At 39.7% G+C, this 26,120-nt stretch carries 23 protein-coding genes and 1 pseudogene; 20 read left to right on the top strand and 4 right to left on the bottom strand.

What is annotated here, in order from left to right; all coding sequences use genetic code 11:
* Nucleotides 1–126: 126 nt before the first annotated feature.
* Nucleotides 127–1,002: a LysR family transcriptional regulator gene (locus ACLIJJ_RS25720; protein WP_341080883.1), complete on the bottom strand. Its 876-nt coding sequence runs from the start codon at nucleotides 1,000–1,002 to the stop codon at nucleotides 127–129.
* A 124-nt stretch (nucleotides 1,003–1,126) separates the two neighbouring features.
* Here ACLIJJ_RS25720 and ACLIJJ_RS25725 point away from each other — a divergent pair, with 124 nt between their 5' ends.
* From ACLIJJ_RS25725 to ACLIJJ_RS25780, 12 genes and pseudogenes are all read left to right on the top strand, one after another.
* Nucleotides 1,127–2,038: an ACP S-malonyltransferase gene (locus ACLIJJ_RS25725; RefSeq protein WP_233315247.1), complete on the top strand. Its 912-nt coding sequence runs from the start codon at nucleotides 1,127–1,129 to the stop codon at nucleotides 2,036–2,038.
* Nucleotides 2,017–3,669, top strand: a complete 1,653-nt coding sequence (mdcA, locus tag ACLIJJ_RS25730; protein ID WP_411411900.1) for a malonate decarboxylase subunit alpha — start codon at nucleotides 2,017–2,019, stop codon at nucleotides 3,667–3,669. The genes ACLIJJ_RS25725 and mdcA overlap by 22 nt, the downstream gene beginning before the upstream one ends.
* Before the next feature lies 1 nt (nucleotide 3,670).
* Nucleotides 3,671–4,495 carry a triphosphoribosyl-dephospho-CoA synthase gene (locus tag ACLIJJ_RS25735; protein WP_411411901.1) on the top strand — a complete coding sequence of 275 codons (825 nt, stop codon included), beginning with the start codon at nucleotides 3,671–3,673 and terminating at the stop codon, nucleotides 4,493–4,495.
* 18 nt (nucleotides 4,496–4,513) lie between these two features.
* Entirely contained in the window at nucleotides 4,514–4,813 is a 300-nt protein-coding gene (locus tag ACLIJJ_RS25740) for a malonate decarboxylase subunit delta (RefSeq protein WP_341080877.1), read from the top strand.
* Nucleotides 4,803–6,476 (top strand): biotin-independent malonate decarboxylase subunit beta, encoded by a 1,674-nt coding sequence (gene mdcD / locus ACLIJJ_RS25745; RefSeq protein ID WP_411411902.1) that lies wholly within the window; start codon nucleotides 4,803–4,805, stop codon nucleotides 6,474–6,476. Before ACLIJJ_RS25740 ends, mdcD begins: the two co-directional genes overlap by 11 nt.
* Nucleotides 6,470–7,084: a malonate decarboxylase holo-ACP synthase gene (locus ACLIJJ_RS25750; protein WP_411411903.1), complete on the top strand. Its 615-nt coding sequence runs from the start codon at nucleotides 6,470–6,472 to the stop codon at nucleotides 7,082–7,084. Before mdcD ends, ACLIJJ_RS25750 begins: the two co-directional genes overlap by 7 nt.
* A 111-nt stretch (nucleotides 7,085–7,195) precedes the next feature.
* Nucleotides 7,196–7,447 (top strand): ribonuclease toxin immunity protein CdiI, encoded by a 252-nt coding sequence (gene cdiI / locus ACLIJJ_RS25755; protein WP_411411904.1) that lies wholly within the window; start codon nucleotides 7,196–7,198, stop codon nucleotides 7,445–7,447.
* A gap of 462 nt (nucleotides 7,448–7,909) precedes the next feature.
* Entirely contained in the window at nucleotides 7,910–9,304 is a 1,395-nt protein-coding gene (locus ACLIJJ_RS25760) for a M20/M25/M40 family metallo-hydrolase (RefSeq protein WP_233315254.1), read from the top strand.
* Nucleotides 9,276–10,520, top strand: coding sequence for an MFS transporter (locus ACLIJJ_RS25765; RefSeq protein WP_341080870.1), 1,245 nt, complete (start codon nucleotides 9,276–9,278; stop codon nucleotides 10,518–10,520). The genes ACLIJJ_RS25760 and ACLIJJ_RS25765 overlap by 29 nt, the downstream gene beginning before the upstream one ends.
* Entirely contained in the window at nucleotides 10,489–11,136 is a 648-nt protein-coding gene (locus tag ACLIJJ_RS25770) for a GntR family transcriptional regulator (RefSeq protein ID WP_411411905.1), read from the top strand. Before ACLIJJ_RS25765 ends, ACLIJJ_RS25770 begins: the two co-directional genes overlap by 32 nt.
* Before the next feature lie 13 nt (nucleotides 11,137–11,149).
* The gene (gene menC / locus ACLIJJ_RS25775; RefSeq protein ID WP_233315257.1) at nucleotides 11,150–12,274 is read left to right on the top strand and encodes an o-succinylbenzoate synthase; all 1,125 of its coding nucleotides are present in this window, start codon (nucleotides 11,150–11,152) and stop codon (nucleotides 12,272–12,274) included.
* Between the two features lie 681 nt (nucleotides 12,275–12,955).
* A pseudogene (locus tag ACLIJJ_RS25780) lies at nucleotides 12,956–13,878 on the top strand (glycoside hydrolase family 1 protein).
* Between the two features lie 89 nt (nucleotides 13,879–13,967).
* On the opposite strand, the gene ACLIJJ_RS25785 reads toward ACLIJJ_RS25780, so the two are convergent.
* Entirely contained in the window at nucleotides 13,968–14,918 is a 951-nt protein-coding gene (locus ACLIJJ_RS25785; protein ID WP_233315258.1) for a site-specific integrase, read from the bottom strand.
* Between the two features lie 388 nt (nucleotides 14,919–15,306).
* Here ACLIJJ_RS25785 and ACLIJJ_RS25790 point away from each other — a divergent pair, with 388 nt between their 5' ends.
* From ACLIJJ_RS25790 to phoU, 6 genes are all read left to right on the top strand, one after another.
* Nucleotides 15,307–16,197: a phosphate ABC transporter substrate-binding protein gene (locus tag ACLIJJ_RS25790; RefSeq protein WP_233315259.1), complete on the top strand. Its 891-nt coding sequence runs from the start codon at nucleotides 15,307–15,309 to the stop codon at nucleotides 16,195–16,197.
* A gap of 68 nt (nucleotides 16,198–16,265) precedes the next feature.
* Nucleotides 16,266–17,189 carry a phosphate ABC transporter permease subunit PstC gene (pstC, locus tag ACLIJJ_RS25795; RefSeq protein ID WP_233315260.1) on the top strand — a complete coding sequence of 308 codons (924 nt, stop codon included), beginning with the start codon at nucleotides 16,266–16,268 and terminating at the stop codon, nucleotides 17,187–17,189.
* Entirely contained in the window at nucleotides 17,189–18,076 is an 888-nt protein-coding gene (gene pstA, locus ACLIJJ_RS25800; RefSeq protein WP_233315261.1) for a phosphate ABC transporter permease PstA, read from the top strand. The genes pstC and pstA overlap by 1 nt, the downstream gene beginning before the upstream one ends.
* A gap of 16 nt (nucleotides 18,077–18,092) precedes the next feature.
* Entirely contained in the window at nucleotides 18,093–18,851 is a 759-nt protein-coding gene (gene pstB / locus ACLIJJ_RS25805; RefSeq protein ID WP_233315262.1) for a phosphate ABC transporter ATP-binding protein PstB, read from the top strand.
* A 12-nt stretch (nucleotides 18,852–18,863) separates the two neighbouring features.
* Complete coding sequence (pstB, locus tag ACLIJJ_RS25810; protein WP_237942737.1) at nucleotides 18,864–19,637, top strand: phosphate ABC transporter ATP-binding protein PstB; 774 nt, start codon at nucleotides 18,864–18,866, stop codon at nucleotides 19,635–19,637.
* A 13-nt stretch (nucleotides 19,638–19,650) separates the two neighbouring features.
* Nucleotides 19,651–20,310, top strand: a complete 660-nt coding sequence (gene phoU / locus ACLIJJ_RS25815) for a phosphate signaling complex protein PhoU (RefSeq protein WP_251645822.1) — start codon at nucleotides 19,651–19,653, stop codon at nucleotides 20,308–20,310.
* A gap of 203 nt (nucleotides 20,311–20,513) precedes the next feature.
* On the opposite strand, the gene bglA is transcribed toward phoU, so the two are convergent.
* A complete protein-coding gene (gene bglA, locus ACLIJJ_RS25820; RefSeq protein ID WP_233315265.1) occupies nucleotides 20,514–21,953 on the bottom strand; it encodes a 6-phospho-beta-glucosidase BglA in 1,440 nt (479 codons plus the stop codon).
* 14 nt (nucleotides 21,954–21,967) lie between these two features.
* Nucleotides 21,968–23,866 carry a beta-glucoside-specific PTS transporter subunit IIABC gene (locus ACLIJJ_RS25825; protein ID WP_251645824.1) on the bottom strand — a complete coding sequence of 633 codons (1,899 nt, stop codon included), beginning with the start codon at nucleotides 23,864–23,866 and terminating at the stop codon, nucleotides 21,968–21,970.
* 158 nt (nucleotides 23,867–24,024) lie between these two features.
* Between ACLIJJ_RS25825 and ACLIJJ_RS25830 the strand changes: the two genes are divergently transcribed.
* Nucleotides 24,025–24,735, top strand: coding sequence for a GntR family transcriptional regulator (locus tag ACLIJJ_RS25830; RefSeq protein WP_237942733.1), 711 nt, complete (start codon nucleotides 24,025–24,027; stop codon nucleotides 24,733–24,735).
* An 81-nt stretch (nucleotides 24,736–24,816) separates the two neighbouring features.
* Nucleotides 24,817–26,097, top strand: a complete 1,281-nt coding sequence (locus ACLIJJ_RS25835) for a glycosyl hydrolase family 18 protein (RefSeq protein ID WP_411411906.1) — start codon at nucleotides 24,817–24,819, stop codon at nucleotides 26,095–26,097.
* The last annotated feature ends 23 nt before the right edge of the window (nucleotides 26,098–26,120 follow it).

Genomic DNA, 26,120 nt, shown 5'->3' on the forward strand with positions numbered 1-26,120 from the left:
AAGGAAACAACACTTATTTATATAAAAATTCTGATAATATTTGACAAAAACAAGCATTTCCTTGTAAGTTAACAGATAAATATCTACATATTTCAACATAATAAAAGTCATTGAAGGTTAAAAGCTTCAATGACCTTGTGATTCATCAATCTGTTCTTCAAAAAAACCAACGAGAAAATCGAATAGTGACTTCTCCACATTGGTAAACGAATGCCCGCTTGGAAAACATAAATAAATCGTCCGTTTACATTCAGGTTCCCTTATATGCAGCAGTTTAAGGGGATCCTGCCTGACATTTTTCCACAGGATTGAAGGGATGAAGGAGATGCCTAATCCTTCTTGAATTAGTCCTCTAACTGTAGCTGGATCATCACTTTCGAAAATAATATCTGGTTCGTAATGGACTTGTTCAAAAAATTTATTGGTTGTGTGCCGCAATGGTTTTCCACTCGTTAAGCTGATAAACTTTTCTTTTTCTAAGTCCTTTAAAGAAACAGAGTCTAAATGGCTTAGCGGATGGGAGATAGGAACACCCAGTAATATTTCTTCTTCCAGTAAAACGATGTGCTCATTGCCTTCTAATGGCTCAGATGTAATCGCAAAATTATAGGTAATACTTTTATTCGTATGCTGTGTTAGATTAAAGCGTGTTTTTGGAAACTTAGTTCGAAACTGCTGAAGTAGCTTCGGCAGCAGCATCGAACCAACTGTTACATAAAGGGTAATCGTATCCATTTGCCCATTTTTAATGTCTTTCATTTCTGAAACACCTTGTTCAAGGGCGTAGAGTGATAGATTTACCCACTTTAAAAACTTTTCGCCAGCTGTATTGAGAAAGATATTTTTTCCTTTTCGATCAAACAGCTGCATATCTAGTTCTGTCTCAAGCTTCCGAATCATTTTACTGAGGGCAGGCTGTGATATTAATAGTTCATTGGCAGCATGGGTGATATTTTCATGCTTTGCTGTTACTTGGAAATATCTTAACTGCAGTAAATCCATATGTAATAATCTCCTTATAACCATTTGGTTATTAATAGTGGCCGAAAATATATTTTTATTTTTAATTGAAACACATTAAAATAAAGATTGTAAAGAATTGTATAAACTTTTAGGAGCGAAAAGCATGAATATTGTCTTTACCTTTCCAGGGCAAGGAGCACAAGTTCCTGGAATGCTGAGTGATGTGCCAGACTATGTGAATAAGGTGAAAGAGAGTATCGGAATTACTTTGCGTGATGATGAGGAGGCTTTTCAGTCGACTTTTTGGGTGCAGTTAGCTCTATTTGTGAAAGGAGTAGCGGCTGCGAGAGAGTTAATGGAAAAAGGGATTACTCCGCAGTTTGTGGCTGGACATTCGATTGGTGCATTTGCGGCAGCGGTTATTGCTGGTGTATTGACTTTTGACGATGCTATTAAACTAGTATATCAGCGGGCAAAACGAACGGAGGAAGCATATCCAGAAGGTTATGGAATGGGTGTAATCAGCGGACTTACGGAGCGTGAAGTGAAAAAGGCAGTTGAACTTTCACATACGCAAGCATCACCTGTGTTTCTTTCCAATCTTAACTCAGAACTGCAGATTGCCGTTTCTGGAACTCTGAAAGGAATACATACAGCATTCAAACATGCGCAAGATCTTGGTGCCAGAAAAACAACAGTGCTTAAAGTAGCAATCCCATCGCACTGTCCATTAATGGCTGATGTTTCACGAGAACTGCTGGAGTTAGTAGGTACATTTACTTTAAATAATCCGAAAATTCCTTATTTGGCAAATCACACTGGAAGAGTTATAAGACAAAAAGATAAAATCGCAGAAGACTTGGCTTTAAATGTAGCCTATCCTGTGCGCTGGCATGACATGGCTGAGATATGTGTTGAGTCTGGTGCGGATACTTTTGTTGAAATGCCGCCTGGTAATGTATTAACGAATCTTGTTAAGCAAGCACATGGAACAACACGGCAAATCGCTGTCGATGAAGTCGGTCTGGAAGCAACATGTTATTTAATTAATAAATGGAAGGAGCAAGCAGAGTGAATAAATGGACGCAAAAGCGTGATAAAAAACGAGCGAAATTAGATAAAGCAAGCCGCTTGCTGGACGGAAAATTTGTAGACACCTCTCGGATTGTAGAGCTGATGGAATTACTGATTGAACCAGGCTCAAGAGTAGTGTTAGAAGGAGATAATCAAAAGCAGGCGTCATTCCTGTCTAAAAAACTGTTAGAAGTAGACCCTGCCAAGGTAAATGAGCTGCATATGATCATGTCGAGCATCTCAATGCCTGAACATTTAGATATATTTGAATACGGAATCGCTTCAAAAATCGATTTTTCCTACTCTGGTTCGCAAAGCTTGCGTGTTGCACAAATGATTGAAGATGGAACGTTAAAGCTTGGCGATATACATACCTATTTAGAGTTATTTGGACGTCTGTTTATTGATTTAATCCCGGATGTTGTTTTAGTTGCGGCAGATAAAGCAGATAAGGACGGAAACTTGTATACAGGTAATAATACAGAAGAGACACCAACGATTGTAGAAGCAGCTGCCTTTAAAGATGGCATTGTTATTGTGCAGGTTAATGACATTGTGGATGAATTGCCTCGTGTTGATATACCAGGGTCATGGGTTGATGTGGTAGTAAAAGCTGATAAGCCATATGTCATTGAAGCGCTTTTCACACGAGATCCGCAAAACATTACCGAATTACAAGTGCTGATGGGCATGATGGCCATTAAAGGGGTATATGGAAAACATAATGTTCAGTCCTTAAATCATGGGATTGGCTTTAATACAGCTGCCATCGAGCTGTTGCTGCCAACATACGGGGAACAGCTCGGTTTAAAAGGAAAAATTGCTAGACATTGGGCGTTAAATCCTCATCCAACATTAATACCGGCAATTGAAAGCGGCTGGGTCGAAAGTGTCCACAGCTTTGGCAGTGAAGTCGGCATGGAGAACTATATTGCAGCTCGACCTGATATCTTTTTCGTCGGCAAAGATGGTTCGATGCGCTCTAACCGTGCATTATGCCAAGTTGCAGGACAATTTGCGGTTGATATGTTTATCGGTTCAACACTGCAAATGGACGCACAAGCTAATTCCTCAACGGTAACTTCAGGTCGTTTAGCAGGTTTTGGTGGTGCACCTAACATGGGGCATGATCCAAGGGGACGAAGACATGCTACACCAGCATGGCTTGATATGATTGAAAAACCGCATGAGCTAGCAAAAGGCCGTAAGCTTGTTGTGCAAATGGTTGAAACATTCGGTGCTAATAAAAAGCCAGTGTTTGTTGATTCTTTAGATGCTATTCAAGTAAAAACACAATCAGGACTTCAGGTTACACCAACGATGATTTATGGCGATGATGTTACTCATGTTATTACAGAAGAAGGCATCGCGTATCTTTATAAGTCTGACAGCTTAGAAGAACGGAAAAAAGCCCTTGCCGCAATCGCAGGTGTAACGCCATTAGGGATGGATAGCAAAGAAAAAGATGTTAGGAGCCTGAGAGACCAAGGCATTGTCGCCTATCCAGAGGATCTTGGCATTGCCAGACAGCAAGCAAAACGCTCTCTTCTTGCTGCAAGGTCTGTTAGTGATTTAGTAGAGTGGTCAGAAGGTCTTTACGTGCCGCCTGCAAAATTCCGGAGCTGGTCTTAATATGCTGGCAGTTAAATCTGCAGCACTTGTAGAGGAATTAGCTTTAAAAGCAGTAAAAGCGTTAATCGATGAAGCAATGCTCACCCCTAAGCCAGGATTAGTAGATGCAAACAATAACGGCTCCCATGCTGATATGTCCCTTGAACTCATGCTGAAATCAGCAAAAGCATTAGAAGGAACATTTAGAGAGATTGCTTTCGTTTCTTATCTTCATCCTGTGAATCAAAAGCTTCGTGAGAAAATAGCAGCCATAGGAAGACAAGGGGAGCAGGCGATGCTTTCTGCTACTAATGGCATCAATACACATAAAGGTGCGATTTGGGCATTGGGGTTATTGGTTAGTGCAAAGTCTTCTCTTCCAGAGGAAAAGAACCCTATTAAGATATTACAAACGGCAGGAAAAATTGCTTCCTTTAAAGACAGGTTCACACCAAATAATCAAACCCATGGACAGGCAGTAAAAAAGAAGTATGCAGTTATGGGGGCACAAGAAGAAGCACAATTCGGTTTCCCTCATATCCGTGATGCATCTTTACTTGCCTTACTTAAAGCTCGGGCTGCAGGAAAGCCAGAAGAGGAAGTACAAATAGAAGCATTGCTGGCTTTAATGGCAACCGTCGATGATACATGTATATTACACCGTGGAGATTGGGCGGATTTAGTTGCAATAAAAACGATGGCAGGAGAATTTTTACTTTGGGATGGGTTCACAACCACTAAGGGAAGAGAGATTTTCCAATGCTTATCTGATTACTGTAAAACAAAGCGCCTATCGCCGGGAGGCAGCGCCGATTTATTAGCAGCAACACTATTTTTAGTCAGTTAATTACGGAGGTGTTCATCTATGGAAAAACTACAGTTTCACTTTGAAACTTCTAAACCGATTCAAACTGCAGCACATATAGGTGTTGTCGGTTCAGGAGATTTGGAAATCATTCTAGAGCCAGCAGAGGGAACAAAAACAGAAGTCAGCGTGCTCACCGGCAGTGATGGATTTGGTGAAGTATGGGGCAATGTATTGGAACGTTTTTTCAATCGCTACCCTATTACCGCAAATATAACAATCCATGATTTCGGTGCAACACCAGGCGTTGTGCAGTTAAGGCTTACACAAGCATTGGAGGTGATCGGCTTTGCGGAATAGTTTAGTAGAATTAAATGGCCGTGAGCGGGCACAAGCATTAGTGGACAAAGGTACATTCCGCGAGCTGCTGGGACCGCTCGATAAAATGCAGTCACCCCATTTAGAGCCACAAGGAATTGTTCCGCAAAGTGATGATGGCGTTATCGTTGCTCGTGGACAAATTAATCAAAAGGATGTTGTCGTTATTTCGTTAGAAGGTGCGTTTCAAGGCGGCGGCATTGGTGAAGTGAGCGGTGCGAAGATTGCTGGCGCACTGGAATTGGCCCTTGAAGAGAATAAACAAGGCAACCCTGTTTATCCAATTATCTTATTTGATACAGGCGGCGTCCGTCTGCAGGAAGCGAATTACGGATTATTGTCCATTTCCGAAATCTGCAATCAGATTGTAGCCTTACGTCAATACGTTCCTGTTGTTGGACTAATTCCAGGGAGAGTCGGCGCTTTCGGAGGCATGTCCATTGTCGCCGAACTATGTACAACATTGCTTGCAACAAATAAAGCACGGTTAGGTCTGAATGGACCAGAGGTTATTGAACAAGAAGCTGGTGTCATGGAATTTGATTCAAGTGATAAAGCATTGATTTGGAATACGATTGGTGCTAGTCAGCGGGAGAGAACAGGGTTGCTGGAGGAAGTAGTGAAGGACGATGTTGAGTCGATTGTCGCTGCTATTAAAGCGGCGTTTTCAGCGGGAAAAAAATCGGCCAAAACAGAACAAGTCGACTTTCATCTTTCTTTATTAAAAGAAATGGATACTGCAATAGAATGGAGTCCAAAACGATATGCTGAGTATTACAACCAGCATAAGGCAGTGAAGCAGTCTGTGCCAATGGCAACAGCAGGAGTTAGTGCTATGTCACAATCAAGAGGCTATAAATGGTTTTCTGCATTAACAGGTATCACACATCCGACTAGTGCAACACCATCCATTCTAGCTGCTGATGTAACTAAGAATGACCAACTTGCTCGTTATATAGCAATTGTACCGGATGCTAATAATCATTTTCCTAGAGCTCGGAATGGGGAAGTAGGTCTGCTTGAGGGCTGGACTGCTGCGCAAATAGTACGCGATGTCATCCATCAAGATGCAGACAAGGAAACAAAACGCCCGATTGTCGCTATTATTGATGTACCGAGTCAGGCGTATGGCTATAAGGAAGAGCTGATTGGTATCAGCTTAGCATTAGCAGCAAGCGCAGATGCTTATGCAACAGCACGGCAAAAGGGCCATCCTGTTATTGGATTAATTGCCGGCAATGCTATCTCTGGCGGGTTTTTAGCTCATGGCTTACAGTCTAACCGGTTAATTGCACTTGACGATGACAAAATCAACATTCAAGCAATGTCAAAAGCCTCTGCAGCAAGAATTACAAAACGCACAATTGAAAAGCTGGAAGAAGCAACGAAATCCGTGCCCTCAATGGCATATGATGTTCGCAGTTATCAATCATTAGGACCGCTGTATAAATTACTTGCCAATATTGATGCGGATTCTCCAACGGAAAAAGATATGGAAATAGTAGAGCAAACTTTAACAGAAGCAATTAATAGCACAAAGAATGCAGCGACTGATTTAAGCTTCCGTTTACAAACAGATGAAGCAAGAAACGGCGGCCGTGCTGCAACGATTAAAGTCCGTGAAATGTTGAGACAGCAATGGTAATTCAACCACATGATCTTATAAAAATAGCTGATTTATCACAGCTGCAATGGAAGGAAGACAACGAATGGGTCACTGCCTCGTTAAGGCAAGCCCCATTCGTTGTCGTGCGCCGAGCGGAACAAACTAGTGATTATATTCCTGTAGGTATCCGAGGGGAGCAACGTAATCAGCGGCAAGCAGCGTTATTACATCGCAACGGAATAGAAGAGATTATTACCCCATACAAACTAGCAGAACAAAAAAGCTGGAACTCATTAGACGCACAAAGACGAGAATTGCCGGTGTTAAGAAGCTTCAATAAAGTGGCAGAAATCATGGGCAACTGGCAGTGGGGTCCGACAGGCAGTGCCGGTTTTGAAATAGCGACTGGATATCAAGCCTTAAAGGAAACAAGCGACTTAGATATTGTAGTACTAGCACTGTATCCAATTGAGATCACAGAGGCAGAAGAGGTACTGCAGCAATTAGATCTTTTACCAATTCGCACAGATATCCAAATAGAAACAGGTAACGGTGCGTTTTTATTGCGAGAATGGATAAACAAACGAACAGATAAAATAATTTTACGTACCCAAAAGGGACCAGAATTGGTTTCTAACCCTTGGTAATAGAGGGATTCAAATGAAAATTTATCATAGAAAAAGAGGGGAAGTAGTTGAAGAACAGGTATTATTAAGAACTTTTTCCCGTCTATTGTTAAAGAATTAGGTGATACAGATATGAAAGAATTATCAGAAGCAGAACAAAGACAGCTAATTAAATTTTATTATGGACATATGGGAAATGGGGAATTCTTAACTATATTAGAACAGTATTCCAAAGAATGCGGATATGGAGACGAATACACGCGATATGTTTTTGCGAGTTATTACGAAGAATGGGAAGAAGATTACTTCGGTGAAGAAGGTATTATTTATTTCATTGATTATCCTGCTGTCGACCAAGATACCAAACGTTTTATCGATATCTAAAAGAAGACTGTGAAGAGTATTTACAAAAACGCCTAAAGAATAGAGAAAAGGTAAAGGAATATCTTCTGAAAATCAAAGGGAAATTTAATATTGAAGGATAGACTAAGTAGGTATAGCCCTACGAGTCCTTTAATTATAGTTATTTCTCATATACTATGCAGTAATTTTTACGCATCCAAAATAACAAAAAATTAATAAGAATTAGCAATAAAGTAAGACTATAGAAACTCTGTACTAGGTAAAAGTGGGACAAACTGTTTATCTCTCCATTTTCTGTAAAATCATGCAAACTTAGTTTCTATTTTAAAATAATAACCTCCCAGCCTTATCTCAAAATAGCATTGATAATAAATAAATATAATATAAATAATTTTCTGAAAATATATTGACTTCTCTTTCCCTAGGTAGTAACTTATTGATTAGAAATTGTCGACAATCGACAATGAAGAAGGAGGTTTTCGTGTGGCAACTACCAATATTCAAGAATTTGTTGATTCTAACAGAACGAAGAATATAGATGAGCTTATCGCATTAGTTAAACAAAAAAGTATTAGCTCTAGCGGTGAAGGGATGCAGGAGACGGTTCTGAAAGTGTCTGAGCTGCTAGAAAGTCTGCAAGCAAAGACACAGGTCATTCAAACGGCTGGACACCCGATCGTGTTTGGTGAAATTAAAGGGGAGCAGGATTTTACGGTCTTATTGTATGGTCATTATGATGTGATGGCACCAGACCCAATTGATGCATGGGTCAGCCCTCCATTTGAACCAAGTATTAGAGATGGCCGCTTGTATGGCCGTGGTGTTGGTGATAATAAAGGTCAGCTAATGGCGCAATTACTTGGGATTAAGGCTTATTTAGAAATACATAAACAGCTTCCTTTTCATGTGAAATTTGTGTTTGAAGGGGAAGAAGAGCAAGGCAGTGCTAACCTTGCAGCATTTGTGGAAGAGCATAAAGATGGAATCTTACAATCTGATCTTGCCATTTCAATCGACGGCTCTTGTCATGAAAGCGGCGCACCTGTGCTTCGTCTTGGTGTTCGCGGCATGTTATATGTGGAGCTTGAAGCTGTATCTGCGAGCCAGGATAATCATTCCGGCAACACAGGCAATATCATTAAAAATCCGGCGTGGAAGTTAGTTGAATTATTGTCACAGATGCAGGGCGATGACGGCAAGGTGGCAATTAAAGATTTCTATAAAGGCGTACAAGCACCGAATGAACAAGAAAAAGCAATTTTAAACCGCATTCCTTATGATAGTGAAACATTAGCAGCTAAGATCGGGTTACCAAACCTGACTCTCTCCCAAGAAGAATACTTCACGAAATTAATGTATGAACCAACCTTAAACATTTCCGGTATCCATAGTGGTTATGTAGATGCAGGCGCAAAAACGGTTATACCGTCAAAAGCTTTGCTGAAGTTAGACATGCGTCTCGTCGGGAAGCAAAATCCTGATGAAATTTATCAAAATATCGAAAAAATGATTGAACCGCTTGAAGGTGTTTCTGTTTTAAAAATGGTATCCACTCCTCCGTCCAATACAAATATTGATTCCATTTTTGTGAAACCTGTTTTAGCAGCACTTGAACAAGGCTTTGGCATTAAACCTATTTTAGAACCAGTTATGCCGGGAACGTTGCCAAACTATGTGTGGACAGATATTTTAAATGTTCCTGTTCTTATTGTGCCTTACGCTAACTTCGATCAAGCGAATCATGCGCCGAATGAAAACTTGAAGCTTGTTAATTTTGAAAGTGGCATTAAATCTACTTATCATATAATCTCGGAGATTTCTAAAATAATAGAAGGCGGAGTGAAGGCGAATGAGTACGTTAAAGGGAACTCGATCTAAATATTTTGTATTTACACTTGTGTACATAGGCTATTGTATTTGTTATATCGACAGGGCCGCTATTTCACTTGCTTTAACGTATATTGGAGCAGAATTCAACCTTGATGCAACCCAGCTCGGTTTAGTTGTCAGTGTTTTCTTCTTCAGCTATGCGTTAATGCAAATTCCAGGCGGCTGGTTAGCCGATAAGTTTGGTTCGAATATCGTTGCACTTATCGCGATCCTGTTATGGTCGCTCTTCACTGCGATGACAGGTATGGCCTGGTCATTAGTTTCCTTATTGTTTATTCGTATCCTTTTCGGGATTGGTGAAGGTGCTTATCCAACAGCTAGTTTGAAGGCAGTGTCTGAAGTATTTCCACAGTCGCAGCGACCAAAAGCAGTAACTGGTATGCTGTCTTCCAATTATGTTGGAAGTGCCATCGCACCGCTGATTATTGCTCCATTAATCTTAGCTGTCGGCTGGAGAAGCACGTTTTATATTATTGGAGTTGTCGGTATCGTATTTGCAGTCTTTTACTACTTCTGGCTTCGCCCAATGAAGCAAACTACGGCCGCAACGCAAGCTAAAGCTAAAAATTCAATAAGCTATAAAGAGCTATTAAAAAGTACCATCATCTGGCAGTTAGTAATCATTTGTTTCGGTGTCAGTATCGTCAACAAAGGGCTAGATTCTTGGATGCCAACTTACTTGCTTAATGTTCGCGGTGTTGACTTAAAGGCAATCTCGATTCTTGTACCGCTCCCATTTATTGCTGCAGGTCTAGGGGCAGCAATGAGCGGATGGCTTATGATGAAGTTCTTCCAGCAAAAAGAAAAGTACTTGCTTAGTATTGTGTCTGTTTTAACAGCTGTTCTTATTTATGGAATGTATTCTTCTAAAACATTAACATCTGTTATCATCTTTCAAATACTAGTGTATTTCTTTAAATCCATTGCTTTTGGCTCTATCTTTGCTTTACTTGCAAGCTTCATCTTACCCGATAAGTTTGGTTCCGCTTCTGGAATTGTTAATTTCGGCGGACAGATCGCTGGTTTTGTTGCACCGCTTGCAATTGGATTCTTAATAGATTTATTTAATGGTTCATACAATGCGGCGTTTATGTTCTTGATTGCTGCTGTTGCCCTCTCCTTTATCGTTTCATTAACATTACGTGCTGTACCTAAAAGAAAGGAAGAAGAGGATGTTACTGCAAACCCAACAATTGCCCAATGAGATTTTTAATTATATGGTCAATCAAATCATTAATGGTGAATTGCCCCAAGGAAGCCGCATTCGGGAAAGTGATTATGCGGATAAATTCTCTGTCAGCCGTTCGCCTGTAAGAGAAGCATTATACCGGCTCGAGCAGGAAGGAATTGCTGTTAAAAAGCCGCGGAAAGGCAGCTTTGTCAAAGAATTCTCGACGCAAGATGTTTACGATATTTTTGAAATCAGAAACAATCTCGAACAAATGGCGATACGCCGCTTAAACCAAGTTGATATTTCTGATTATTCATTTAACTCTTTACAAGAAGAATTAAAGCAAATGAAAAATGTCAAAAATCAAGTGGACTATACGTTAATGAACTTTAACTTTCACTATCATATGATTTGTTTAAGCAATAGTGATGTTCTCCAAGAATTCTACTTGAAGCTGAAATATCCGTTGTTAATGTTCCAAAATCTTAACTTTACATTTGAAAATCGCATCAATCTCTCCATTTCGGAGCATGAAAAGATGCTTGATTTGATACAACAAGGCAAGTTTGACGAGCTGCAAGACATCTTGTTGACGCACAATAATCGCGTATTAACAAACTTAAAAGACTATTTAAAAAAACAATCTTAAGGAGTGTATGACCATGAAAATTGATAAAATTGTGTTAAGAAAAGTAGACATCCCGTTAAAAGCACCATTCGAAACAAGCTTTGCTGCAATGACTGCAAAAAAATGCATCATTGTTGAGATTCATGGCGAAGGGAAAATTGGTTATGGAGAATGCTCAGCATTTGAATTCCCTTTATACAACGAAGAGTTTGTAAATGGCTGTTGGGCAGCATTACAAGATTGCTTAATTCCATTATTGCTAAAAGAAGGAGATATTGCCCATCCTGACGAAACAAGCACTATCTTTGAACATATCCGTAAAAATAACTTAGCAAAATCATCTATTAACTGTGCGCTTTGGGATCTGTATGCAAAAATCGAAAACAAACCAGTTTACCAGCTCCTTGGCGGAACAAAATCACAAGTAGAAACAGGGGTCAGCATCGGTATTCAAAAGGATGCTGCTACAATGGTTAAAGTTGTGCAAGGCTATTTAGATGAAGGCTACAGACGAGTTAAAATTAAAATCAAACCAGGCAAAGATGTTGAAATTATGAAAGCTGTTCGAGAAGAATTCAGCGACATTATGCTGATGGCAGACGCTAACTCTGCTTACACACTAGATGATATCGAGGTATTCAAAGAGCTAGATAAACTCGATTTAATCATGATCGAACAGCCGCTTGATCATGACGATATCGTGGACCATGCAACACTACAAGCACAAATCAATACGAAAATCTGTCTTGATGAAAGCATCAATACAGTTGAAGATGCACGAAAAGCTATCGAACTAGGAAGCTGCGGTATCATCAACATTAAAGTAGGCCGTGTTGGCGGGTTGACAGAAGCGAAAAAAATCCAAGCACTTTGTGAGTCCCACGGTATTCCAGTATGGTGCGGCGGCATGGTAGATTCAGGTATCGCACGTGCCCATAACATCGCTGCGGCAACATTATCAGGCTTCACACTGCCGAACGACATCGCAGCATCATCTCGTTATTACAACCAAGATATCATTAACCCAGCGATTGAATTAAACGGCACCTATGTAGATGTCCCACAACAAGCAGGACTTGGTTATGATATTGACGATTACGCACTAGATCAGTTTACTGTTGAAAAGAAAGTGGTTGTGAATGAGAGTGTAGCTGTCTAATAAAAAAAGTTCAAACTGAACTGTTATCACCAATGTAGAACAATGACCTTAGCTCAAGCTAAGGTCATTTGGTTTTTTGGCAAGCGTTTTGAAAATAAAAAGACAGAATGTGAGCGTTATCATGTTCTTGTCCAGTTAATTTGACACTTATCAGCACAAGAAAAAAGTCTCCTGAAATTTTGATTTAATATTGTGCACCAAACCAGGTTGTCTACATATGATGTTAGGGAATTGCATGGAGGACATGCTGTTCAAAAAATACAATTCGCCTTTTGTATGGCAAATCCACTTGGTTCGCTTCCTTTCATTAAGTAGCCGCTCTTTTTGAAGAGAAGAGAGGGGCTGCTTTCTATACATATTTTACTCCTATTCCGCATCACCTTGACATAGCCTTTGTACATCCTATACATGATATAAATACACAGTTGAAGGATGAAAGATTTTCATTCCGAATATCTTAAAGAACCAATTAGTTAATTGGTTCTTCTTTTATTACAGATAAGACTTATTTATTCTTCACTTTCCAACTTACGATAATATCGAAATCTACTAACCAATATATCCATAATAATCTGATAAAGCACTGCATGTGTCTGAATATCTGTTTGGTGTGGGAAGTATATGCCATCAGCTGGTGCTGATATTGAGCTTCCAACAGCAGATGAAATGGTGGAGATTTAAATGACAGAGAAAAGCTATTTTCCAAAGGGATTTTTATGGGGTGGAGCGATTGCAGCAAACCAAGCAGAAGGTGCTTGGGATAAGGACGGTAAGGGAATGTCTGTGGCAGATGTGGCAATGTATAAGCCGAATATAGATAAAAGCGATTATGTCAGTCAGTGGCATGTTAGTCCAGAACAAATAGAAGAGGCCATGCAAACAGATGGTCCTGTTTATTATCCGAAAAGACACGGCATTGACTTTTATCAGCGCTATGAAGAGGATTTAGCATTAATGGAAGAAATAGGCATGAAATGTTTGCGAGTATCTATTGCTTGGACGAGGCTTTTTCCAACAGGTACAGAAGAAGAGCCGATTCAAGCGGCTATTGATTACTATGTACGTCTTTTTAAAGAAATGCGCAGAAGAAATATTGAACCACTTGTTACCCTGTCTCATTACGAGATGCCACTCTATCTAGTTAATCATTATGATGGCTGGGTTTCCCGTGAGGTAGTAGATATGTTTGTTACCTATTCGAAGGTATGCTTTAAAAACTTTGGAGAGTATGTTAAGTACTGGCTAACCTTTAATGAAATTGACAGTGTTTTTAGACATCCATTTACAACAGTTGGTGTGGTAGAAGAAAAGTATGCGAGTAAAAAAGACGCAGAGGCAGCAATCTATCAAGCATTGCACCTTCTATTTGTCGAAAGCATTTTGAGCAAATGAACCTCGCCTGCAAGGAAGGAGTCGAAATGCTGGGCTATACACCATGGGGCTGTATTGATATCGTAAGTGCGTCTACCTCACAAATGTCAAAACGTTACGGCTTTATCTATGTTGATGCAGATGATTTAGGAAACGGTTCTTATGACAGAATTAAAAAGGACTCCTTTTATTGGTATAAGAAGGTTATAAAGACGAACGGTGCAGAATTGTAACACTAAAAGAGAAATTGAGCCCACTCAATTTCTCTTTTTTTATGAAAAATTCGCCGGAAAAATCCGAGTTTCTTCAATTATATATACCCTCACAAATTTCGCAGCACACTGCTCGCATTATTACGATATCTTTGCCCTGCCTGTACATACCGATCGACCATTTCTCTCGTCTTATGGCCAGTCTGTTTCATGATCGCAATATCGGTCATTCCCATCATCGCCGCACTTGTCGATAAGCCGCTTCGCAAGCTGTGTCCGCCAAACTGTCTTGGGTCCATACCGGCCAAGGCGACATACTTTTTAATGATTAAGGAAATCGACTTATCACTAAGTCTTCCATTTATATTGCCATGGCGATCAATGGAGCGGAACAACGCGCCGTTGAAAAGCTTTGCTGTTTCGATCCAATCCTCTGTTGCTTTGACAGGGCAATATTCATTATTGGAAAACACAACCCCTTTAATTAAATCATCATTTCTTGTTTTCGTGTCACGGACACTAACGTCCATGCCGAAATCATGAAATTCCAAATCATCGACATTAATCGCCACTAACTCTGACCGTCTGCTGGCAAGGGCAAAGCCTAATAAGATAATTGCTTTGTCGCGGACTCCTGCTAAGGTGGCAGTATCTATCTCACTTATTAAATCAGGCAGGTTTTGGAGCATCAATGCTTTCTTCGGTCTTTGCCGTGATCCTTTTTCTCTTCGTATCCCATCCATCAATGCAATCACTTCTAAGCTTTTCGTGGGACTGACATGCATGCTCATTTTATGTGCTTCACTGATAGATGCAATTCGTCTTCTTAATGTGGAGAATTTATGTGATTCCGCTAGCTCTGTTAAATAGAAGCAAATTGTTTCCACTTCGGCAGGGAGGGGGGAGACATTATGTAAGGCACACCAATCGGTGAAATGCTTCCAATCTGCATAATAGCTTTTTTTCGTATTATTACTTTTCGAGTGGGAGATATAATAGTTTATTTTGTCCATTTGCTGCTTTGTAAATGCAGGGGTATTTTTATGATCTGGAACGAGCATTTGTTCCTCTCCTAACTGCTTTTCTTGACTTCCGATAACTATATATTATCGGAAGTCAGCTTAAATGAGAAGTATTTAAGCCATTTTTAAGTAAAAATTTCTTATTTAGCCTTTGTTTTTTCCATAAAAAAGAATGTTTCTAAGGAGCTCTACAAGGAAATTAGGTGAATGGTTATCCATTAAAGGAAAGTTAATTTTGTCAGAGAGCGAATCTCTGCATTCCTAATATTTGGTATAAAATGACTGCGATTGTATGCGATATTTTTAATCCTCGCATTAATAACTAATTATCTTGTAACACATACTAAGTTAGAAAAAATATTCCTTTCTACTAGAAGCAATCATGCCGGTAGTGAAAATATTTAAATATTTTATTGGAGGGCTATTAATGAAGAGCTTTAAAAGGTTTGGTTATGTATTAATGATTTTTGCATTAATGGTCATCGCTGCAGGATGCGGTGGCGGTAATGAAAATGCAGATAACGGTGACGAAAATTCTGGTTCCTTAGTTGTTTCTGGTTCCTCTGCTATGCAGCCGTTAATTGCTGCAGCGGCAGAAGAGTTCATGGCCGAAAATCCAAATGCAGATGTCCAAGTAAACGCAGGTGGCTCTGGTACGGGATTATCTCAAGTATCTGAAGGTTCTGTTGATATTGGTAACTCTGATGTGTATGCAGAAGAAAAAGAAGGCATTAAGGCTGATGAGCTAGTGGATCATAAAGTAGCAGTTGTCGGTATCACTGCTGCCGTTAATCCGAATGTAGGAATTACAGATATTTCGAAAGAGGATTTAATTAAGGTTTTCACAGGTAAAATTACAAACTGGAAGGATGTTGGCGGTAAAGACCAAAAAATCGTCCTCGTGAATCGTCCTGATTCTTCTGGAACTCGTGCAGTTTTTAATAAATTTGGTCTCGATGATGCAACACCTGCAGAAGGGATAACAGAGGACTCGTCTAATACAGTGAAGAAAATCTTAACGGAAACAGAAGGTGCAGTAGGTTATCTTGCTTTCTCCTATTTTACAGATGATTCTATAACAGCACTGTCTGTTGATGGAGTTGAGGCAAAAGAAGAAAATGTGCAAAATGGAACATTCCCAATCTGGGCCTATCAGCATTCCTACACGAAAGGGGAACCAAAAGGCTTAACAAAATCATTTCTTGATTATGTGATGTCAGAAGACATTCAAAGCACATTGCTGAAAGAGCAAGGATATTTACCTGTAACAGAAATGAAGGTAGAAAGAGATGCTGAGGGTAATCTGAAGGATCTTTAAAAAATTGAACAGGGTAGATGCTTTTATATGCATTTACCCTGTTAAGCCATAAGGGGAGGTTTTTTAGCATGAGAGAAAAAACGATTCCTGCAAAAGACAGATTATTGAAATCAGCAAAAACAGGAGTAGGCAATGAGTTCCGCGGGAAAATTCTCGTGACATTATGTGCAATCATTATGATTGCTGTGACGATTTCTATTACGATTTTCCTTGGAGTAAAAGGACTGCAATCATTTATTAAAAACGGAATTAGCCCGCTCGAGTTTTTGACAAGCACTGATTGGAATCCAACGAATAAAGCCAATCCAAAATTCGGGGCATTTCCATTTATTTTTGGCTCCTTTGCGGTCACTTTTCTGTCTGCACTTGTTGCAGCGCCACTCGGTATAGGAGCTGCTATTTTCATGACAGAGATTGCTCCTTCTTGGGGGAAAAAGATAATTCAGCCTGTCATTGAACTGCTTGTTGGGATTCCATCTGTTGTGTATGGATTTATTGGATTATCCGTATTAGTGCCGTTTATTAGAGATAATATCGGTGGTCTCGGTTTTAGTTTACTTGCGGGAACAATTGTCCTCTCCATTATGATATTGCCTACAATTACAAGTATTGCTACAGATGCAATGAGTTCTTTACCTAATAATTTACGGGAAGGTTCATTTGCACTCGGAGCTACTCGGTGGCAGACAATATGGAAGGTTCTTATTCCAGCAGCACTGCCAACTTTGCTTACAGCAGTGATTTTAGGGATGGCACGTGCATTTGGTGAAGCATTAGCTGTGCAAATGGTAATTGGAAATGTAAAGGATTTGCCATCTAGCTTTCTTGATGCAGCTGCAACATTAACAACGATTATTACGTTGAATATGGGCCATACAACATACGGCAGTGTGGAAAATAATACACTTTGGTCGATGGGACTGATTTTGTTAATTATGTCATTTATCTTTATTATCCTCATTCGTTATGTGTCATCAAGGAGGAAAATGTAATGAACAGTAAAACAGCAGACCGTGTTGCAACAGTTGTATTAGTTGCTATTGCCACCATCATAGTATGTATATTAGTTGGATTGTTTGCTTATATTTTATTTAATGGTTTACGTTATGTTTCCCTTGATTTTCTAACATCGCCTTCCAGTAATGTTCGCGCTGGCGGCGGGGTTAGGGACCAGCTGTTTAATTCTTTATATATTCTTGTAATTACCATGATAATTTCTCTTCCTCTTGGAATTGGCGGCGGAATATTTATGGCAGAATACGCCCGACCTGGAAAAGTAACAGATATTATTCGCTCTTGTATTGAAGTATTATCATCTCTCCCATCCATTGTTATTGGAATGTTTGGTTTATTAATGTTTGTGAACTTGACTGGCTGGGGATACACAATATTAGGGGGAGCTTTGGCGCTTACCGTTTTTAATCTTCCTGTTCTAGTCAGGGTAAGTGAAGATGCTATTCGAACTGTTCCAAGAGAACTGAAGGAAGGAAGTCTTGCTCTTGGTATTACCCATTGGCATACGATTAAAACAGTTATTCTGCCTAGTGCGTTTCCTTCAATTCTGACTGGTGCGATTCTTGCATCAGGGCGTGTCTTTGGCGAAGCTGCCGCCTTGCTGTTTACAGCAGGACTTTCCACACCAAGGTTAAATTATCTTGATTGGAATCCGTTTTCTGACAGATCACCGCTGAATATCTTCCGGCCTGCCGAGACACTGGCTGTCCACATTTGGTCTGTTAATACACAAGGCTTAATTCCAGACATTGAACAAGTTTCTAATGGCGCATCTGCGGTTTTAATTTTGGCAGTCTTAATTTTCAACTTATTAGCAAGATGGATTGGAACACTTATTCATAAAAAAATCACGGCAACGAAATAGAAGGCTGGTGAAAAAAATGAGCACACCTATTTTAGATGTAAAAAATCTCGAATTTTTTTATGGAGATAAGCGGGCAGTTAACGGGATTTCTATGCAGATTGAAAAGAATTCCATCACAGCGCTAATTGGTCCTTCCGGCTGTGGAAAATCAACGTTTTTAAGGACAGTTAACAGAATGAATGATCTTATTCCAGGTGCGAGGGCACAAGGAGAGATACTGTACGAGGACATTAATTTATTATCAGACGATATAAATGTCGTTGCATTACGAAAGGAAATCGGGATGGTTTTTCAAAAGCCTAATCCATTTCCGAAATCAATTTATGATAATATTACGCACGCTTTGAAATATAATGGAGTAAGGAAGAAAGCAGAGCTTGATCGCATTGTAGAAGAAAGCTTAACGAAAGCCGCCCTATGGGAGGAAGTAAAGGACAGGCTTCATAAATCAGCTTTATCTTTATCTGGTGGTCAGCAGCAGCGGCTTTGTATTGCGAGAACCATAGCCATGAAACCAACTGTGATGCTCCTTGATGAACCGTCCTCTGCACTAGATCCGATTTCTAATGCGAAGGTAGAAGAATTAATATTAGAGCTGAAGAAGGATTATACCATTATCATTGTGACCCATAATATGTCACAGGCATCACGTATTTCGGATAAAACCGCCTTCTTTTTCTCTGGTGATTTAATTGAATACGATGTGACGGAAACGATATTCACGGCGCCTTCTAATCAGAAGACGGAAGAATATATTTCCGGCCGGTTCGGATAAGGAGGAAAAGAATTGTCTACAGATATTAGTACGAAGGCGATTTTCGATTGTGTCGATCTCAATTTATGGTATGGTGACCATCATGCATTAAAGGAAATCAACTTTCCTATTAATGAAAAGGAGGTTACCGCGATCATCGGTCCTTCCGGCTGCGGGAAGTCGACGTTCATCAAAACATTGAACTTAATGATCAAATATGTGCCGAATGTAAGGATGGCAGGAGAGATCAACTTTGACAAACAAAATATTTTAAGTGACAGACTGGATCTTGTTGAATTACGAAAGAAGGTAGGAATGGTATTCCAAAAGGGTAATCCATTTCCTCAATCGATCTTTGACAATGTTGCTTATGGACCTAGAATACACGGCATCAAGAAGAAAGAAGAACTCAATAACATTGTGGAAAGCTCCCTGAAGGATGTTGCTTTATGGGATGAGGTGAAGGATCGTTTGAACGGTCCAGCACTTGGCTTGTCAGGAGGACAGCAGCAACGGTTATGTATCGCAAGAGCGCTTGCAACAAAGCCAGATGTACTGTTGATGGATGAACCGACGTCTGCATTAGACCCGATTTCAACCTTAAAGATTGAGGAATTAATTTTAAAATTAAAGGAAAAATACACAATTGTCATTGTTACCCATAATATGCAGCAGGCTTCAAGGGTATCAGATAAAACCGCCTTCTTTTTAATGGGTCAGCTTATTGAGCTGGATAATACGCAGAAGATATTCTCGAATCCTGCCGATGAACGGACAGAAGGCTATATCTCAGGAAGATTTGGATAATGGGAGTGAGCTCATGAATATAAGATCAAACTTCGATAGTAACTTGAATCAATTAAAGGATATGCTGATGGAAATGGCCCGCCTTTCGGAGGTTTCCATCCAGGACAGCATCCAAGTACTTATTAAGCAAGATTTGGAACAAGCGAAACAAATTATTGAACGAGACACAGCAATTGATGATTTAGAAAATGATATTAATGATAAAGCCATATCTTTAATTGCGATGGAAGCACCTGTTGCAAGAGACTTGCGCAAAATTATTGTTGCTTTGAAAATATCTTCTGAAGTGGAGCGCATTGCAGATAATGCAGTGAATATCGCAAAATCAACATTGCATATCGGCAACGAAAAACTGATTAAGGAAATAGTCGATATCCCAAAGATGATGGATATGGCATTGAAAATGCTTAGCGATTCCTTACAGTCCTTTTTGCAGGAGGATGTTGCTCTAGCAAGACAATGTGCACAAGAGGACGATAAAGTGGATGAAATGTATGGCATGCTTGTTAAAGAGTTAATGGGCTATCTCAAGCAAAATCCTGATAATACAAACCAGATAACACAGCTTGCCTTTGTGTGCAGATACATTGAAAGAGTAGCAGACCATTCAACCAATATTGCGGAGCATGTTATTTATTTAGTTACTGGAAAGCGCTATGATTTAAATGCATAAAAAAACAGGAGCAGGATAGAATCCGCTCCTGTTTTTGATTATCGCAGCATTGTTAGTGTGTGAGGTGGGGGATGCGGCAACTTAATCATATTGTAGAGCATAAATATGTCAAAAGTATGTCCGGATTTTGTTAAAACTTAAAATAAATGGCTGTAATAGAAAAAAACCTTATCCTGTTAAAAGGATAAGGTTTTTTTCTGTCATTAAAGAACTTCGCCGTTTGTTTCAATAACTTTTTTATACCAGTTAAAGGATTCTTTCTTAAAGCGTTTCATGCTGCCGTTGCCTTCATTATCACGGTCAACATAAATCATTCCGTAGCGTTTCTTCATTTCTCCTGTAGTGAAGGAAACGATATCAATGATACCCCAAGGTGTGTATCCGATAAGATCAACGCCGTCGTATTCAACTGCTTTTTCTAATGCTTCAATATGAGATTTCAAGTATTGAATTCTTTCTGGGTCATGGATAGAGCCATCCTCACTGATTGTGTCGATAGCCCCAAAGCCGTTCTCTACAATAAACAACGGAATTTGATAGCGATCATAGAAGCGGTTTAATGTATAGCGCAATCCTGTCGGATCAATTGCCCAGCCCCAGTCACTTGACTTAATATAAGGATTTTCTACACCATTTCGTAATGCGCCGTTAACGATGTTGCCAGTGTTGTCATTTACTACATCGCTTTTTACAGTCGTTGACATATAGTAGCTGAAGCCTAAATAATCAACCGTACCATTGCGTAATATCTCGTCATCGCCTTCTTCGAATTTGATATTATAGCCTTCTCGTTCAAATTCTTTTAATGCGTATTTTGGATAAACGCCGCGTACATGCACATCAGGGAAGAAGTAGCGCTGTCTCATTTCTTCTTCTGCAAGCATGATGTCTTCTGGATTAGAAGAGAACGGGTAAATAGGAACATGTGATACCATTGCCCCAATTTGGAATTCTGGATTGATTTTCTTGCCGGCAGAAACAGCTAATGCACTAGCAATCAATTCATGATGACCTGTTTGGTACATAACTTCTTTTGGATTTTCGCCATCTTTAATCGTAACACCAGAATTTGTCCATAAGAATAATGGGTTGTCTACATCCATTTGGTTATTAATTTCATTGAATGTCATCCAGTATTTCACTTTATCTTTATAACGGTTGAAAACAACCTCTGCGAACTTCACAAAATAATCGACGACTTTACGATTGCGGAAACCGCCGTATTCTCTTGCTAAATGCAATGGCATTTCAAAGTGAGAAAGAGTGATAACAGGCTCAATGCCATTGCTTAACAATTCGTCAAACACATTATCATAGAATTGCAAGCCTTCTTCATTCGGTGTAGCTTCATCACCTTTCGGGAAAATTCTGCTCCAGCCGATAGAAGTTCTTAGGCATTTTAAGCCCATTTCAGCAAACAATGCGATATCTTCTTTGTAATGATGATAAAAATCGATTGCTTCATGGTTAGGATAAAACTCATTTTCCTCAATCGTATCCGTGATTTTTCTGGCAACACCATGTTCACCAGCTGTCAAAACATCGACGACACTTGGACCTTTTCCGCCTGCATTCCAGCCACCTTCAAATTGGTGAGCAGCAAGTGCGCCGCCCCATAGGAAATCTTTTGGTAATTTACTCATGTTTGTATTCCTCCTCATTTAATTACTGTAAATAATGTTTGATTAAAAGTACAATTTTCCACTTTCTCGATGATAACTTCTTCGTAAGCGAATGTGTTAGTAACAATGACAGGTGTGATTGTCTTTAATCCTTTACTCTCAATATAGTCTTTATCAAATTCAATTAATAAATCACCTTTATTGAATTTTTCGCCATCTTTAACCTTGACGGTGAATGGGCTGCCATCGAGTGTAACAGTATCCAAACCAATGTGAATAAGCAATTCAACACCAGTTTCTGATCTTAGGCCTATTGCGTGTTTTGTTGGGGCAATCATCACAACAGTGCCTTCAAATGGTGCAATCACTTTATTTTCTGTTGGTTCAATGGCAATTCCTTGCCCCATGGCACCTGAACTAAATACTTCATCAGGCACTTGAGAGAGAGGAACAACCTTGCCGCTAATTGGAGAGTTAACAGTAAGCTCTGTGATCGTTGTTGCTGCAATTTCCGGAGCGCTTGATGTGTTAGTATTTTCTAGACTTGCTGTTTTGCTGCTGTCATTTGTTTCTCCATAACCGAAAATTTGCACAAGTACAACTGGAAGGATGATGGCAATTGCTGCCCCGATCAATATTCCCCAAACGGACATTGGATAGTCTTCATTGATGCCGTTTACGATTGTTAACGGACCAGGCAAGCCTGCATATGCAAAGTAGTATGGGTTAAAAAAGCTTGCTGTAATCGCCCCAATACCGCCGCCGATACATCCGAAGATGAATGGCTTTTTGAATCGTAAGTTAACCCCATAAATCGCAGGCTCGGTAATTCCGAAAATACCAGTTACGCCTGCAGACACACTGACTTTTCTTGTTTCTTGGCTTTTGGCCTTTAAGATTACCCCTAAAACTGCTCCAACCTGTGCGATAACAGCAATCGTTTGATAGGCTTGGAAGGAATCACGGCCGTATAAATCAAAGTTGGCCAATACCATCGGGGTAACTCCCCAGTGAACACCAAAGATGACGATAACTTGCCATAAAGAGCCGATGATAGCACCAGCAACAATTGGTGCATTTTCTGCCAAGAAATTATAGCCGTTAGCAATGCCGTTTGCGCCCATTGTTGTTAGCGGGCCAATAAGCGTGATGGTTAACGGTACCATAATAACTAAACTGAAAAAGGGAACAAATAATGGCTTGATTACTTCATTGATGTACTTATTTAAGAAACGTTCCAAATAAGACAAGATCCACACTAAGAAGAGCGGAGGTAATACGGATGAAGTATAAGTTGTTTCTGTTAAAGCGATTCCAATAAAGTTAATATTTGAACCTTCAGAAATTTGTGCAGCCATTTCTGCCCAAGTCGGGCTCACTAATGCAGCACAACAGGCCACTGCAATATAAGTATTTGTTTTAAAATGCTTGGACGCAGTAATTGCGATAAAAATCGGCAAAAAAGTGAATGGAGCCCAAGAAATAAAGCTCAATACTTGATAGGTGCCAGTTTCTGCGAAACTATCAAACAATAAGTTTATGATAATCAATAAACCTTGCAAAATACCAGCTGCTGCCAAGATATAAACAAATGGCGCAAACACTGCAGACATCGTGGCGATGATACGGTTGAGGATGGTTCCTTTATTTTCATTTTCCGTATGTACTGCATCTAAATTAATCAGATTAGAAAAATGCTCATAAACCTCTCCGACATGCTGACCAATTACAACTTGAAATTGTCCGCCGTTTTCTACAACCGTTACAACTCCCGGCATTGCAGAAATTTCTTCTTTCGCTTGCGGGTTAGAGCGCTTTAATACTAAACGCAATCTTGTCGCACATCTTGTTGCACTGACTATGTTGTCCTCACCACCGACAGCGCTCAAAATATCTTTAGCTAACTTCGGATAATCTCTAACATTTCCTGCCAATTTGTACCCCTCCTTCAATCCTTTATACGCTTACATTATAATTGTATCGGTATAATTTATCAAGTACCAACAAATTATTTTGTACCATCATAATGATAAATGAGATTTTTGCTGATTTATGCTATAATCCTTCTATAAATAATTAAAGAGGAATGTATATGTTAAAGTACCAGCAAATCGCAGCAGAAATTGAAAGATATATTGAGGACCATTCCCTCCAGCAAGGGGACAAACTTCCTGTCATCGAAGCATTAATGAATCAGTTTGAGGTCAGTAAAAGCACAATAACCAAGTCTCTTGATATGCTCGAGAAAAAGGGCATTATCTTTCAAGTAAGAGGCAGCGGTATTTTTGTAAGAAGACACCACCGCAAAGGCTATATAAGCTTACTTTCGAATCAAGGGTTTAAAAAGGATTTAGAGGGTTTTCAAATAACGTCACAAGTAATTGAATTCGATGTAAGAAAACCGACAGCTGAAGCTGCACAAAGCTTAAACTTAAAGGAGACGGAAGATGTTTACTATGTAAAAAGGGTAAGGTATATTAATGGGCAAACTTTATGTTTGGAAGAATCTTACTATCATAAAGGCATCATTTCCTACTTGAATAAAGAAATTGTTACTGAATCGATTTTTCATTATATTACAGAGGGATTAGGACTTAAGGTTGGTTTCTCAGATATGTATCTTCAAGTTGGGAAACTGGATGAGGCGGAAGCAGGTTATCTAGGACTAGTGAGTGGAGATCCGAAGCTTTCTGCTGAGACCATTTTTCATTTAACAAACGGCCAGCCCTTTGATTTTTCAAAGGTAACGTATAATTACGAGCAATCACAGTTCTTCCTCCAAGGAAACAGTCATATACTGTGAGTTCATAAACATACATGACCATATGATAAAACCTGTATAATCTTGAACATCTCCCATATAAATGGATTAAAAGGGGGTGTTATGATGACTGTTCATGTCGTAAAGAGCGGGGAAAATCTATGGTCAATTTCTGCTCGTTATAATGTGGCGGAAAATACGATTATTACTACTAACGGTTTAACTTCCTCAAGTATTGTGCCAGGACTTGCCCTGTACATCACAGATAATGCTTTACCTGTTCGTGCCTATAAAACAATTAACGGTGATAACTTATGGGAAATCGCACAACAATTTAATACAACCATTCCTGCTATCACGGCTGCGAATGAAGGCGTTTCTTTAAATCCTTTGCAAATTGGGCAAATAATTAATATACCCTCTCCGACCAAACTGACAATAAGCACACTTGGTTTTATTGTTCCATCCAATACAATAGCAAATCTTGCCACTATAAATTCCCTTGCTGCACAGCTAACGTATATTGCTATTGTCAACTATTCCTTCACAACGGAAGGCTATTGCTTTGCACAAACAGATGATAGTGCACTTATCAATCGATGCCGGCAGCTTAACAGCATTCCCTTATTAATGATCCGCAATTTTACAAGCAGCGGTTTTAGCCCAGAACTTGCGGGTGCTGTTTTGGAGAACGCCGTATACCGGCAAAACTTAGTATCGAGCATTGTTAATCTCACAAATACTCGCGGCTTTGGAGGCGTAAGTATTGATTTTGAGTTTATTCCGCCAGCTCGCCGCAATGATTTTAATTTATTTTTACAAGCATTAAAACAACAGTTAGGAAGTTTGTTATTGAATGTGAATGTCCACGCCAAATCGGCAGATCTTCCAGCAAACCGGATTGTTGGAGCATATGATTATGCAGCTATAGCCAGGAGTGCGGATTTAATGGCATTGATGACCATTGATTACGGCTACCCTGGCGGTCCGCCTGAACCTGTTTCGCCTATTGCCTTTGTCGAACAGGTTGTTGCCTATGCTTTAACATTGGTTAGTTCCGAGAAGCTGATGATTGCAATGGCGCTATATGGATATGACAAAGTAGTCGCTACAAATGCGACACAAGGGGTATCTGTCCTTGCCGCCCAAAATACAGCAATATCCTTACTTACAGACATTCAATACGATAATGCGGCAAAATCTCCGTGGTTTGAATACTGGTCAGGAAATAATCAGCATATCGTCTGGTTTGAAGATATCAGGAGTTATCTAGAAAAATACAAAATAATCGACGTAAACAAGCTTGCTGGAACAACCTTTTGGCAAATCAGCTTGCCGGCACCGCAAAACTGGGCCTATCTACAAAGAGAAGTAACCATCATCAAAGGAGCTAACAGCCTTTAAACAATTAGAAAAACCCCGGCAAG

It is taken from the genome of Niallia laureatilytica (genome assembly GCF_046613985.1).
Taxonomy (GTDB): Bacteria; Bacillota; Bacilli; order Bacillales; family Cytobacillaceae; genus Niallia.